Here is a 13,637-nt window from a genome sequence, read left to right as displayed (position 1 = left end):
CAGGGTAGTGCCTACGTGGGTCAGTTTTGGATGGAAATTACTGCGTTAAGTGGATCAGATTTCGACGGAATTCAACACCCCTACGTTGTTGTCCATGATTCAGATACGCCCAAATACTTGAGGAAGGGGACGATGGTTAATAGCGGAACATGGACATTGAACACGACTATTCGTGAGGCCGCTTTAAGCGGGGGGTTTGGCCAGGTATTTACTCAGTTTCCGCATTTTGAAGGCCACTTTTTTGATGCCGAACTGGCGGGTGGAAAAGTTGACCACGTTTTAGACGTATTGAATGACCAGGAATCCCCTGAATACAAACTCATACTTGAAACTTATCGCAAAGTGCTGGCGCGTGAGGCGGCCGTCATGAGCACTACTGTCGAAGCGTTTGACGCGTGTAAGGTGCGCTATGTAGACAGGAAATTGCTTGCTGCTGATCCACATTGGGTTTAAGTGTTGAATAAGCCGGTGTTTTACTCAGTGAGTGAACTTTATGCGTGGATAGCTGACTTAAAAAAAGGGAGCCTCGATGACTCCAACTATCTATAAAGCGCCACAAGCCACTTCTTTTTGCCTCTCAGCATATTTAGACATCAACGCCCCCACCCCCGGCTTGGCACACCGCTGCAAGGCCAGCAACAAACCATGATCCGGCCTGGCCACCCGATGCCGGCTACGCAAATCCTCCTGGATCTGGCCCAACAAGGAGGCCGCCATCTCGGCATCCGCCATGGCCCTGTGGGCGCGGCCGGCTTTGGGCAAGCGGTGATAGTCGATCAGCACGCCTAACTTGTGGCTGGGGGCTTGGGGGTACAGCCTTCGAGCGACCAGCATGGTGCAGGCAAAGGGCTGGCTTGCTGCTTGTTCGCCGGCCAGACTGAGTTCGGCTTCCCAGAAGCGGCGGTCAAAGGACGCGTTGTGGGCCACCATGGGGGCGCTGCCGACAAAGCGGCTGGCTTCCCTCATCACGGTATCGGCCGCGGGTGCGGCGGCGACCATGGCGTTGCTGATGCCTGTCAGGCTTTCGATAAAGGACGGGATGTAGCGGCCCGCGTTCATGAGGCTCTGGAAGCGGTCCACGACTTTGCCGCTGGCTTCTTCAACCAGCACGATGGCGATTTCGGTGGCGCGGTCGCCCATGGCCGGTGACAGGCCTGTGGTTTCGAAGTCGATGACGGCGATGCAGCTCATGGTTTGCTGATGTTGTTGTTGTTCACGCAAAGAAAAACACCATGAAGATCACCTGCGGGAGGTTCAACTTCATGGTGTTGATCGTGGCCAGGTTCGTCATGCTTGCACCGGCCCGGGCCAAGCAGAGGCTTATTTGTAAAACGACTCAACCTTGCCCTTGAGCTTGATCATCAGCGGGTTGCCCTTGCGGTCGACCTTGTTGCCGACGGGGACCTTGATCCAGCCTTCGCTGATGCAGTACTCGGCAACGTCAAAACGCTCTTTGTCGTTAAAGCGTATGCCGACGTCGTGCTCAAAGATGGCCCTGATGAAATGCGGGCTGCGCTCGTCGGTGGAGAGGTGGTCGGGCAGCGCCGGGCGTTCTGTTGTCGCTACTGCTGCTGCCGTGGTGGTCGTGGTTTCTTCGGTCATGGAATCAGGAAAGGGGGTTGGTCGTGTATCAGACGTCGATGTTCGCGGCGCGCAAGGCATTCTGCTCGATGAACTCGCGGCGCGGCTCAACCTCGTCGCCCATCAGCATGGTGAAGACGCGGTCGGCTTCGATGGCGTCGTCGATCTGTACGCGCAGCAGGCGGCGCACAGTGGGGTCCATGGTGGTTTCCCACAGCTGGGCGGGGTTCATCTCGCCCAGGCCTTTGTAGCGCTGGCGAGAGGTGGCGTTTTCAGCCTGGCCGATGAGCCATGCCATGGCCTGGCGGAAGTCGCTGATTTTTTCTTCTTTCTGCCGTTCGCCTTCGCCGCGCATGACTTTGGCGCCTTCGCTGCTGATCAGGCCCTTGAAGGTGGCGGCCGCTTCGGCCAGGGTGGCGTAGTCGGCGCCGTGCACAAAGTCTTGCGTGAGCACACTGCTCTTGACGTTGCCATGGTGGCGGCGGCTGATGCGCAAAATCGGCTTGTCGTTGCGGGTGTCGAATTCGCCGGCCACTTCGGCGGGGGTGCCGGTGGTGTTGAGTTCGCGCAGCTTGGCCTGCAGGGCGATGGCGGACGCTTCAGCGTCGGCCACGGTGTCCAGGTTCAGGTGCACGCCGTCGGCAATGGCGCGCAGCGCTTCGGCATCCATAAAGCCGCTCAGGCGGGCAATGACGGATTGGGCCAGCTGGTGTTTGCGCGCCAGCTCGGCCAGCGTGTCGCCTGTGAGGATGGATTTTTCATCGGGGCCGGTCTGCACGCTGGCATCCTTGAGCGCGATGCGCAGCAAAAAGCCGTCCAGGGCCGCGGTGTCCTTGAGGTACTGCTCTTCCTTGCCGGCCTTGACTTTGTAGAGCGGCGGCTGGGCGATGTAGATGTGGCCGCGCTCGACGAGCTCAGGCATCTGGCGGTAGAAGAAGGTGAGCAGCAGCGTGCGGATGTGGGCGCCGTCAACGTCGGCGTCGGTCATGATGATGATGCGGTGGTAGCGCAGCTTGGCGACGTTGAAGTCGTCGGTGCCGGCCGTGCCGCCGACGCCGCCGGCCTTGCCGATGCCGGTGCCCAGGGCGGTGATCAGCGTGAGAATTTCATTGCTGGTCAGCAGCTTTTCATAGCGGGCTTTTTCGACGTTAAGGATCTTGCCGCGCAGGGGCAGGATGGCCTGGAATTTACGGTCGCGGCCCTGCTTGGCGGAGCCGCCGGCGGAGTCACCCTCGACCAGGTAGATTTCGCAGCCTGCGGGGTCTTTTTCCTGGCAGTCGGCGAGCTTGCCGGGCAGGCCCATGCCGTCAAGCACGCCTTTGCGGCGCGTCATGTCGCGGGCCTTGCGCGCGGCTTCACGGGCGCGGGCGGCTTCGATGATCTTGCCGACAATGATCTTCGCGTCGTTGGGGCGTTCCTGCAGGTAGTCGTGCAGCAAACGGCTCACGATGTCTTCGACCGGGCCGCGCACTTCACTGGAAACGAGTTTGTCCTTGGTCTGGCTGCTGAACTTGGGCTCGGGCACCTTGACGCTAAGCACGCAGCACAGGCCTTCGCGCATGTCGTCACCGGTGACTTCCACCTTGGCTTTTTTGGCCAGCTCGCTGTCGTCGATGTATTTGTTGATGACGCGGGTCATGGCGGCGCGCAGGCCGGTCAGGTGGGTGCCGCCGTCGCGCTGGGGAATGTTGTTGGTGAAACACAGCACCTGTTCGCTGTAGCCGCTGTTCCACTGCATGGCGACTTCAACGCCGATGTTGGTGCCCTGGTCGCTCTGGCGGTCGCCCATGGCGGCAAACACATTGGGGTGCAGGACGGTCTTGCCCTTGTTGATGAACTCGACAAAACCCTTGACGCCGCCGGCGCCGGCGAAGTCGTCTTCCTTGCCGGTGCGCTCGTCTTTCAGGCGAATGCGCACGCCGTTGTTGAGGAAGCTGAGCTCGCGCAGGCGCTTGCTCAAAATCTCATAGTGGAAGTCGTTGTTCTCTTTGAAGATCTCGGTGTCGGGCAGGAAGTGGACTTCGGTGCCGCGCTTGTCGGTGTCGTCCATGACCTTCATGGGTGACACTTCAACGCCGTCGACGGTCTCGACGATGCGGTTCTGCACAAAGCCGCGCGAGAACTCCATGACATGGACCTTGCCGTCGCGGCGAATGGTCAGGCGCAGCATTTTGCTGAGTGCGTTGACGCAGCTCACGCCCACGCCGTGCAGGCCGCCGGAGACCTTGTAGCTGTTCTGGTTGAACTTGCCGCCGGCATGCAGCTCGGTCAGGGCGATTTCGGCGGCCGAGCGTTTGGGCTCGTGCTTGTCGTCCATTTTGATGCCGGTGGGGATGCCGCGGCCGTTGTCGGTGACGCTGACGGAGTTGTCGGTGTGGATGGTGACGACAATGTCGTCGCAATGGCCGGCCAGGGCTTCGTCGATGGAGTTGTCGACCACCTCGAAGACCAGGTGGTGCAGGCCGGTGCCGTCGGAGGTGTCGCCGATGTACATGCCGGGGCGCTTGCGCACGGCTTCCAGGCCTTCCAGGATCTGGATGGAGCCTTCACCATAGGCTTCGGACGCGCCGGCCTGGTTGGTATCGATCTTGGGCTGGAAATTGGAGCTTTCCTCGGTGGCCGCGCCTTCGGACACATGCACCTGTTCGGCTTCGTTCACTTTGTTTTCTTCAGTCATATCCGGCTTCTTTTCCGATCTTTTCACGAGCTATTTCGTGAGCTGTTTCGCGATGTCTTTTCGAATTGCTTCGAATTCTTCAATCTCTTGAATGACCAAACCCGCGTAGGGTCGCGGGTCTGATGGGTGTTGGCGTAAGTCCGGCGCGCTAGATGCGCATGGGCATCACCACGTATTTAAAGGCCGAATCGTCGGGGATGGTCAGCAGCGCGGAGCTGTTGGAGTCGGCCAGTTCGATCTTGACCATGTCCTGGTCCATATTGGCCAGCGCGTCGATCAGGTAGGTGACGTTGAAGCCGATTTCGATGGCGTCGCCGCCGTAGTCGATGTCGAGCTCGTCGACGGCTTCTTCCTGCTCGGCATTGTTGGAGGCCACGCGCAGGGTGCCGGGCTCGATGTTCAGGCGCACGCCCTTGAACTTCTCGCTGGTCAGGATGGCGGTGCGCTGCAGGCTGGCCAGCAGGGGCACGCGGCCCAGGGTGATGATGTTTTTGTGGTTCTTGGGGATCACGCGGTTGTAGTCGGGAAACTTGCCTTCGACCAGCTTGGTGACGAACTCCATGCCTTCAAAGCTGAACTTGGCCTGGTTGCCGGCGAACTGCATCTCGATGGCACCTTCCTTGTCGCTGAGCAGGCGCTGCATTTCAAGCACGGTCTTGCGTGGCAGGATGACTTCCTGCTTGGGCACTTCAACATCGAGCATGGCGGAGGAGAAGGCCAGGCGGTGGCCGTCGGTGGCGACCAGGCTCAGCTGCTTGCCTTCGGCGACGAAGAGGATGCCGTTGAGGTAGTAGCGGATGTCGTGCACGGCCATGGCGAAGGAGACCTGGTTGAGCAGCTCCTTGAGGACCTTTTGCGGCACCGAGAAGCCGGGGCCGAAGTTGGCGGCTTCCTGGACCAGGGGGAAGTCTTCGGCGGGCAGGGTTTGCAGCGTGAAGCGGCTCTTGCCGCCCTTGAGGATCAGCTTGTTCTGCGAGGACTCGAGCGAGACGGTCTGGTCGCTGGGCATGGAACGCAGGATGTCGATGAGCTTGCGGGCGCCCACGGTGGTGGTGAAGTTGCCGGTGTCGCCGTCGAGCTCGGCCGTGGTGCGGATCTGGATTTCAAGATCGCTGGTGGTCAGCTGCACCTGTGCGCCGGTTTTGCGGATCAGCACGTTGGCCAGAATCGGCAAGGTGTGCCTGCGCTCCACGATGCCGGCCACCGACTGCAGTACCGACAAAACTTTATCCTGGGTTGCTTTCAGAACGATCATGAGTTCCTCTGTATTTATCTTTAATTCTTTAATTCAAATTAGTAGTAGTAGATAAGGGTGGCGCCTTTCTGTGGATAGCGCCATTTTCCCCTTTTTGATCAACCACTTGGCGTTTGTTTAACCATGTGCCCAGATGCCTTGGAAGCCTGCTGCCGGATATGAACAACTTTCGATTGTCATCTGCTTCTGTGGATAAACCGCTGGTTGTTCAAAAGTTGTCCCCAAAGTTGTTGCGAAGGCTTTTGGGCCCGGGATTGGGTCCGAAAGCCCCGAAAAAGTGAACGCTAAAGGATTCATTTCCCATATATATAGAGGTGCATTCAGCCTTTTACCCTTTGAGGGTCTGTTCCAGCACGTGCAGCTGCTGGTTGAGCTCTGTCATCTGCTGGCGCTCCGCGGACATCTTGCGCACCGCATGCAGCACCGTGGTGTGGTCGCGGCCCCCAAACAGCTCGCCGATCTCGGGCAGGCTCTTCTGGGTCAGTTCCTTGGCCAGGTACATGGCGATCTGCCGCGGCCGGGCGATGCTGGCGGGCCGCTTCTTGGAATACATGTCAGCGACCTTGATCTTGTAATAGTCGGCGACGGTCTTCTGGATGTTCTCGACGCTGATCTGCCGGTTCTGGATGGACAGCAGGTCGCGCAAGGCCTCCCGGGCCAGCTGGATGGAGATTTCCTTGAGGTTGAAGCGCGAATAGGCCAGGATCTTGCGCAGCGCGCCTTCGAGCTCGCGCACATTGGAGCGCACGTTCTTGGCGACGAAGAAGGCGACTTCTTCAGGCATGGAGGCGCCTTCGGCCTCGGCTTTGCGGATCAGGATGGCCACGCGCATTTCAAGCTCGGGCGGCTCGATGGCGACGGTGAGGCCGGAATCGAAGCGGGAAACCAGGCGCTCGTGGATGTCCGTCAGGCCCTTGGGATAGGTGTCGCTGGTCATCACGATGTGCGACTTCTTGGTCAGCAAGGCCTCGAAAGCGTTAAAAAACTCTTCCTGGGTGCGATCTTTGTTGGCGAAGAATTGGACGTCATCAATCAGCAGCAAATCCAGGGAGTGGTAACGCTCCTTGAATTCATCAAAAGTCTTGCGTTGGTAAGCTTTAACCACATCTGAAACAAACTGTTCAGCGTGGATGTAGAGAACTTTGGCGGCGGGGTTGTCCACCAGCAGCTTGTTGCCGATGGCGTGCATCAAATGGGTTTTGCCCAGGCCGACGCCGCCGTAGATAAAAAGCGGGTTGTAAAGCTGGCCCAGGCTGCTGGAAACATGCAGCGCGGCGGCCCGGCCCATGCGGTTGGCCGTACCTTCAATCAGGGTGTCGAAGGTCAGCGCGCTGTTGAGCCGGTTTTTGAACGGCGCGCCGGCGGCTTCTTCGGGAACGCCCAGGCCGGCGGGCTCGGGGATATTGGAGCCCTCGAAGCTGCGGACCAAATGGTTCGGCTTGGCGGGGGCTTCACGAGGAGCAAGCGCTAACTCAAGTGCTATGGCCTGGCCGGAAATCTTCTCGAGCAGGGCGGAAATACGGCCGGCGTACTGGGCGCGCACCCAGTCGAGTTTGAAGCGGTTGCCCACCAGAACGGTGACTTTGGAGAGGTCGGCCGCGACGTCAACCACCAGGGGACGGATCCAGGTGTTGAACTGCTGCTCGGGTAATTCCTGCGCCAGGTGGTCGACGCAGCTTTGCCACAAGCCCTGGCTCAGGTTTTGGACGGATGCCTCACTCATGGGGTTTTTTTGCCGGGTTGCCGGGCCGGCGGAAGGGGCCGGACGGCGGGTCGCTGCTTGTGGATATTGTTAATTTTGAGCACCGGCAATTGTAGTCTGGACGGGGAGTTATCCACAAAATAATTGCTGCGGGTTTCAACCTATTTCCGGCCCCTGCAGGCGGGGTCTGCAATGGGTTCAGGCGGCGTTCCCGTGGCCGGGCACCCGCTTGCGGGCGCTGTTCAGTCTTTACCCCCAATGACGGGGCTAACTTGTTGCCAGCGTTGGGAAATCTGCGATAATCATGGGTTTCCCTGATTCGCAGCGGGCTTGATGCCTGTTTGCAGACTTGCAGAGTTGGTTGTGTTGTACGGCCACCAAGATCATTCGAATCAAACAAGGAAGCTTGTGCTGACCGGCGAATAGCCGGGCGGCTCACAAGATTAAGGACTCATCATGAAACGCACTTACCAACCTTCCAAAGTCAAACGCGCCCGTACGCACGGCTTCCTGACCCGCATGAAAACCCGGGGCGGCCGCGCAGTGATCGCCGCACGCCGCGCCAAGGGCCGCAAACGCCTGGCTGTCTGAGTCTGTCGTTTTTGCTGGCCATCCGCAGTTTTCTGAACTGAGGCCTGGCGCTCGTGCAGCGGCTTCAAACCCGTACCCAGTTCCAGGCAGTTCTTGCCGGCGCCATTGTTGCAAAGACAACGCACTTCGCATTGCACCGCAATGCATTGGACGCCCGGCCGGTGCAAGCGGAATCGGGCGGCCCTGTCGATACGGCCGTTTCGGCGAAGCCGCTGTTCCCCGTCCAGGACACCTGGCTCGGGGCCATGGTTCCCAAACGCTGGGCCAAACGGGCTGTCACGCGCAACGCCATCAAACGCCAGATCTACACCGTGAGCGCTGATTTTTCGCATCAGTACCCCCAGGCCGCTTATGTGGTCCGCTTGCGGCGTGATTTTTCGCGCAAGGAATTCATCAGCGCCAGCTCCGAGCCGCTCAAGCAGGCTGTGCGCGCAGAAGTCCAGGCCCTGATGCAGGCCGGAGCCAGCGCATCATGAGCCGCGCAGCCTTGGCCGCCATCGGCCGCCTGCCGCAAACGCTGTTGATCGGCCTGGTCAAAGGCTATCGCCTGCTGCTCAGCCCCTGGCTGGGCTCGGCCTGCCGTTTTGAGCCCACCTGCTCCGCTTATTCACTTGAGGCCTTGCAACAGCACGGCGCTGCCGTCGGCAGCTACCTCACGCTGCACCGCCTGGTGCGCTGCCACCCCTGGTGTGAGGGCGGGCACGATCCGGTGCCGGCCGCTTCCGCGCTGCGCCCTTTCTCTCTTTTTTCCCGCCTGGTCACCCCCGTGGCCCCTACCCCTTCTAAAAAGACGCCGTCATGAACGACATCCGCCGCACCATCTTGTGGGTGATATTTGGTTTCTCCATGGTCCTTCTGTGGGACCAGTGGCAGGTTTTTAACGGCCACAAGGCGACCTTCTTCCCGTCGGCCACGCAGTCGGCCAAAGCACCCGCTGCAGCTGCCTCCGCGCCGGTTACCGGCGCCGCGGCTTCTTCGGTGCCGACGGCCCCCAGCGCCAGTGCCGTGCCCGCTGCGCCTGGTGCCGTACCCGCAGGTGCGCCGTCGGTGACGCCGGCAGCCACCAAAGAGCGCGTGGTGGTGAGCACTGACGTGCTGACGCTGACCTTCGACAGCGAAGGCGGCACGCTGGTGCACTCGGCCTTTGCCAAATACATGGACCAGACGCACAAGGACCAGGGCTTTGTGCTGCTGGATGAAAGCGCCAACCGCGTCTACGTGGCGCAGACCGGCCTGATCGGCAGCGGCAGCCTTCCCACGCACAAGACCGTGATGAAGCTCGTCCCGGGTGAACGTTCGCTCAAGGAAGGCCTCAACGAGCTCGAAGTCAAATTCGAATCGCCTGACGTCGGCGGCGTCAAGCTGGTCAAGACCTACACCCTCAAGCGCGGCGCCTATGACATCGCGGTGCGCCATGACATCGTCAACACCGGCACGGCCGCCGTGTCGCCGCAGCTGTACCTGCAGCTGGTGCGCGACGGCAACAAGCCGCCCGGAGAGTCCTCCTTCTATTCCACCTTCACCGGCCCGGCGATTTACACCGACGCCAAGAAATACCAGAAGGTCGAGTTCAAGGACATTGAAAACAACAAGGTCGACGTCGAGAAACAGGCGAGCAACGGCTATGCCGCCATGGTGCAGCACTATTTCGCCTCGGCCTGGATTCTGGGCGACGGCATCAAGCGCGACCTGTTCTTCCGCAAGGTCGACACCAACCTCTACGCCGTCGGCATGATCACGCCGCTGGACATGGTCGCACCCGGCGCGACCAAGACGATTGACTCGAAGTTCTTCGTCGGCCCGCAGGAAGAAAAAACCCTGGAAGCGATTTCCCCCGGCCTGGAGCTGGTCAAGGACTACGGCTGGCTCACCATCCTGGCCAAGCCGCTGTACTGGCTCCTCGACAAGCTGCACGGCTTCATCCACAACTGGGGCTGGTCCATCGTGGCGCTGGTGCTGCTGCTGAAGATCGCGTTCTACTGGCTCAATGCCAAGGCTTATGCCAGCATGGCCAAGATGAAGGCCATCAACCCCAAGATCATGGAAATGCGCGAGCGCCTGAAGGACAAGCCTCAGGAAATGCAGCAGGCCATGATGAAGATCTACCGCGAGGAAAAGGTCAACCCCATGGGCGGCTGCTTCCCCATCATGATCCAGATCCCGGTGTTCATCGCGCTGTACTGGGTGCTGCTGTCCAGCGTCGAGATGCGCAACGCGCCCTGGATCGGCTGGATCCATGACCTCTCGGCGCCGGACCCGTTCTTTATCCTGCCCGTCCTGATGACGCTGACGACCATGCTGCAGACGGCCCTCAACCCCGCGCCGCCGGACCCGATGCAGGCCAAGCTGATGTGGTTCATGCCGCTGATCTTCAGCGTGATGTTCTTCTTCTTCCCGGCCGGCCTGGTGCTGTACTGGATCACCAACAACATCCTGTCTATCGCCCAGCAGTGGATCATCAACACCCGCATGGGCGTGCCGCCACAGTTCAATTTGCCGAAATTCAAATAAGGCAGACGAAAAACAAAAAAATCGGGCCGCTTCGCGGCCCTTTTCTTTGGAAGCTTGCCGGGGCCTTGCCGCAGTCCCTGGCCTGCCCCGCCGGCCGCTTTGCCCTTTAACATCTAGCACCATGCTGGCCCGACACCACGATCCTATTGTCGCCATCGCCACCGCCCCTGGGCGCGGAGCGGTGGGCATTGTGCGTGTGTCGGGAAAGCGCATCGCGCCCGTCATAGAAGCCGTGTGCGGCCGCACGCTGCAGYCGCGCCAGGCGACCTACCTGCCTTTTCGCGACGCGCAGGGCGCAGCGATAGACCAGGGCCTGGCCCTGCACTTCCCCGCGCCTCACTCGTACACCGGCGAAGACGTGCTGGAACTGCAGGCCCATGGCGGGCCTGTGGTGCTGCAATTGCTGCTGGCGCGCTGCCTTGAGGCCGGCGCCGCGCTCGATCCCGTCACCGGCCAGGCGGCCTTGCCAGGGCTGCGCGTGGCGCAGCCCGGGGAATTCACCGAGCGCGCCTTCCTCAACGACAAGATCGATCTGGCCCAGGCCGAGGCTATCGCCGACCTGATCGACGCAAGCACCGAAACCGCGGCCCGCTCGGCCGCGCGGTCGATGTCGGGCGAGTTCTCGCTGGCCGTGAATACGCTCCTCGAGCAGCTGATCCACTTGCGCATGCTGGTCGAGGCCACATTGGACTTCCCCGAAGAGGACATCGACTTCCTGCAAAAGGCCGATGCACAGGGCCAACTCAAGCGGCTGCAAGCCACGCTGGCCGACGTGATGCGGCGCGCCGTGCAGGGAGCGTTGCTGCGCGAGGGCATCAAGGTCGTGATCGCGGGCCAGCCCAACGCGGGCAAGAGCTCGTTGCTCAACGCGCTGGCCGGCGCTGAGCTTGCCATCGTCACGCCGATCGCGGGCACCACGCGCGACAAGGTCTCGCAGCTGATCCAAATCGAAGGTGTGCCGCTGCACGTGGTGGACACCGCAGGCCTTCGCGATGCACTCGACGAGGTGGAAAAAATTGGTGTGGAACGCGCCTGGGCCGAAATCGCCAGCGCCGACGCCGTGCTGTTTCTGCATGACCTGACCCGCCATAACGACGACTATCTCGCCGCCGATGCGCACATCGCGCAGGTGCTGGGCCGTGAACTGCCCCGCAACACACCTGTGATCGATGTCTGGAACAAGTCCGATGCGGCCGCTTCGCAGGTGCTGAGCACAATCACCGGCGGCGTGCAGATCTCCGCCAAGACCGGCGCCGGCTTGCAGGCGCTGCGCGGCCGCTTGCTGGAGGTCGCCGGCTGGCAGGCCGTTCCGGAAGGGGTGTTCATGGCCCGCGAGCGTCATGTGCATGCCCTGAACCAGGTGCAGGAGCAACTGGCAAAAGCCGGCGAACAGCTTCACGCGGCGCAGCCGGCGCTGGACCTGCTTGCCGAGGACCTGCGGCAGGCCCAGTTACACCTCAGTGAAATCACCGGCGCTTTCACGCCCGACGACCTGCTGGGCGAGATTTTTTCGCGATTCTGTATTGGAAAGTAGTAAACGGGCCGCCGGTGGACGATAGGCGGGCCCCGCGCGCGGACCAGCGGTAGCAAACCCCCTGAAAGGGTTAAAAATGGCCTGCTGTCGAGGGGAAATTACAAATCGGACCGCCCCTGTATCAGGTGTAAGTGGGCGTTAAGAGCCCTTGCTGCTGATGTAGTGCGAAGGTATCTTCCGTTGCACTATGAATGCTCCACTCCCCGCCGCCATCCGTTTTGACATCCAGGGCCTGGCCCAGGCCATCCTGCATTGCCACGCCAGCGATGCCTTGCGTTGCCAATTCAACCAGCCGCATTGGGACATTCTGGCCAGCTACCTGCAGCCGTTTGCCTTGAACAGCGGCCAGGTGTTGATGGAACAAGGCGCGCTCGACCGCACGCTGTATTTCGTTGAAAGCGGCACCTTGAGCGTTCACTACGAAGACGAAAAAGCACGCGTGCGCATGGCGCTGGTAGGCGCCGGCTCGGTGCTCGGCGAAGGCGCGTTTTTCTCGCACATGCCGCGCAGCGCCACGGTACATGCATCCACGCCTTGCAAGCTCTGGTGCCTCACGCCCATGCGCTTTCTTGAACTGGCCAATCGCCACAGCCCCATCGCACTGGAGCTGACCATGGCCATGGGTTCGGTGATGGCCAAGCGCCTGTACAACCGGCCCAAGCGCGTCGCGGTGACCTGAGGCTATACGTCGGCGCCACCCTGGCGTCCATAGCAGTCATCGGACAACGTCTGCTGTTGATCGAATGTTTGCATGACAGCCGGCAAACGCGGAATGAGCGTGATTTTTTACCGTGCAGTGGTGGTGGCGATTCGATAAAGTCATCGCTAAATCAACCGCGAAACAACAGTGATCAGTGGTTTGTGGGCATTGCTTACAGACGTAACACACTGCGTTGACGGAAAATTGCCCTATCCATTACAAGAACGCCGATCATGTCTTTTCTAAACTGGTTTTCCAGCGCACCAAGCCCGCTCAAACCTTCTCCAGCGGAGGAGCAGAAACGCGCCGCTGCCGGACGTGACAAATCACCCCTCTCCATTCCGGGACGCTTGCCGGTTGAAGCCGCAATACCCGGCGACGGCGCCAAGCTCAAGCGCCACGCCCGCCGCGAGCAGCTGTATGTCGCGATCCGTGAATCCATGACACGCTCGGGCGTGCTGTCCGCCAGCTATAAATTCAAAGTGCTGTCGCTGGACCAGCGCGGCAATGAGTTTCTCGTGATGATGGACCTCGCCAAGGCCTTCGGCCGGTCCGCTGAGCAGCTCAGTGAGATCGAGACACTGATCATCCAGAACGCCAAAGCGCGTTTCGAAATCACGGTGCCGGCGGTGTACTGGCGTATCGATGAAACAGCGGTTGTGGTCAAGCCCCGGCCGGCTGCGGAAGCCGTCCCAAGCGGTCCAGCCCCTCTCGCCGATGTGGCGGCCAAGCCCGTCAAGCCGCCCACGTCGCGTTACGAACCCATCCAGGCCGACGAAGTGGCCGCGTTCAAGCAGGCCTTGATGGCTGCGTCCGCACAAGGCCCAGCCGCCGGAGCTGAGAACAACGCCAAAGACAAAGACAAAGATAACGTCAGCGTCAAAGAAAAAGACAAGAGCAAAAACAAGGACCTGGAGAAGGAGAAGGGCAAGGACAGCGCGCAGGGCAAAAGCATCAAGAGCGGCCCGCGTTCCTACGCCCTGCTGACCGGTTTCGAAGACACCGAGATGCCGCCGGATTCGCCCTCGTCCCCGGCGCTCAGCAGCACGCAGTACGGCGACCTGATCTAGGCGCCCCGCACAAACG

Annotated in this window: 13 protein-coding genes; 8 read left to right on the top strand and 5 right to left on the bottom strand. The window is 60.7% G+C overall.

Going from position 1 to position 13,637, the window contains the following annotated elements; all coding sequences use genetic code 11:
• The first annotated feature begins 30 nt into the window (after window positions 1-30).
• Window positions 31-453: a hypothetical protein gene (locus tag AC1DXS_RS02090; RefSeq protein ID WP_477735927.1), complete on the top strand. Its 423-nt coding sequence runs from the start codon at window positions 31-33 to the stop codon at window positions 451-453.
• A 90-nt stretch (window positions 454-543) separates the two neighbouring features.
• On the opposite strand, the gene AC1DXS_RS02085 is transcribed toward AC1DXS_RS02090, so the two are convergent.
• From AC1DXS_RS02085 to dnaA, 5 genes are all read right to left on the bottom strand, one after another.
• Window positions 544-1,191 carry a 3'-5' exonuclease gene (locus AC1DXS_RS02085; protein WP_477735926.1) on the bottom strand — a complete coding sequence of 216 codons (648 nt, stop codon included), beginning with the start codon at window positions 1,189-1,191 and terminating at the stop codon, window positions 544-546.
• A gap of 129 nt (window positions 1,192-1,320) precedes the next feature.
• Window positions 1,321-1,602, bottom strand: coding sequence for a DUF3297 family protein (locus tag AC1DXS_RS02080; RefSeq protein WP_477735925.1), 282 nt, complete (start codon window positions 1,600-1,602; stop codon window positions 1,321-1,323).
• A 28-nt stretch (window positions 1,603-1,630) separates the two neighbouring features.
• Complete coding sequence (gyrB, locus tag AC1DXS_RS02075) at window positions 1,631-4,258, bottom strand: DNA topoisomerase (ATP-hydrolyzing) subunit B (RefSeq protein WP_477735924.1); 2,628 nt, start codon at window positions 4,256-4,258, stop codon at window positions 1,631-1,633.
• Between the two features lie 148 nt (window positions 4,259-4,406).
• Entirely contained in the window at window positions 4,407-5,513 is a 1,107-nt protein-coding gene (gene dnaN / locus AC1DXS_RS02070) for a DNA polymerase III subunit beta (RefSeq protein WP_413328735.1), read from the bottom strand.
• 328 nt (window positions 5,514-5,841) lie between these two features.
• Window positions 5,842-7,236 (bottom strand): chromosomal replication initiator protein DnaA, encoded by a 1,395-nt coding sequence (gene dnaA, locus AC1DXS_RS02065; protein WP_477735923.1) that lies wholly within the window; start codon window positions 7,234-7,236, stop codon window positions 5,842-5,844.
• 435 nt (window positions 7,237-7,671) lie between these two features.
• Between dnaA and rpmH the strand changes: the two genes are divergently transcribed.
• From rpmH to AC1DXS_RS02030, 7 genes are all read left to right on the top strand, one after another.
• Window positions 7,672-7,806: a 50S ribosomal protein L34 gene (gene rpmH / locus AC1DXS_RS02060; RefSeq protein ID WP_007862708.1), complete on the top strand. Its 135-nt coding sequence runs from the start codon at window positions 7,672-7,674 to the stop codon at window positions 7,804-7,806.
• A gap of 53 nt (window positions 7,807-7,859) precedes the next feature.
• Window positions 7,860-8,282: a ribonuclease P protein component gene (locus AC1DXS_RS02055; protein ID WP_477735922.1), complete on the top strand. Its 423-nt coding sequence runs from the start codon at window positions 7,860-7,862 to the stop codon at window positions 8,280-8,282.
• A complete protein-coding gene (gene yidD / locus AC1DXS_RS02050; protein ID WP_477735921.1) occupies window positions 8,279-8,608 on the top strand; it encodes a membrane protein insertion efficiency factor YidD in 330 nt (109 codons plus the stop codon). Before AC1DXS_RS02055 ends, yidD begins: the two co-directional genes overlap by 4 nt.
• Window positions 8,605-10,317: a membrane protein insertase YidC gene (yidC, locus tag AC1DXS_RS02045; RefSeq protein WP_477735920.1), complete on the top strand. Its 1,713-nt coding sequence runs from the start codon at window positions 8,605-8,607 to the stop codon at window positions 10,315-10,317. The genes yidD and yidC overlap by 4 nt, the downstream gene beginning before the upstream one ends.
• A 121-nt stretch (window positions 10,318-10,438) precedes the next feature.
• A complete protein-coding gene (gene mnmE, locus AC1DXS_RS02040; RefSeq protein WP_477735919.1) occupies window positions 10,439-11,851 on the top strand; it encodes a tRNA uridine-5-carboxymethylaminomethyl(34) synthesis GTPase MnmE in 1,413 nt (470 codons plus the stop codon).
• 187 nt (window positions 11,852-12,038) lie between these two features.
• Window positions 12,039-12,530: a Crp/Fnr family transcriptional regulator gene (locus AC1DXS_RS02035; protein WP_477735918.1), complete on the top strand. Its 492-nt coding sequence runs from the start codon at window positions 12,039-12,041 to the stop codon at window positions 12,528-12,530.
• Window positions 12,531-12,784: 254 nt separating this feature from the next.
• Window positions 12,785-13,621 carry a hypothetical protein gene (locus AC1DXS_RS02030; protein WP_477735917.1) on the top strand — a complete coding sequence of 279 codons (837 nt, stop codon included), beginning with the start codon at window positions 12,785-12,787 and terminating at the stop codon, window positions 13,619-13,621.
• Window positions 13,622-13,637: the final 16 nt, after the last annotated feature.

The sequence above is a fragment of the Polaromonas sp. P3_B1 genome, from assembly GCF_056402935.1.
This window is presented reverse-complemented; position numbering and strand designations above follow the sequence as displayed.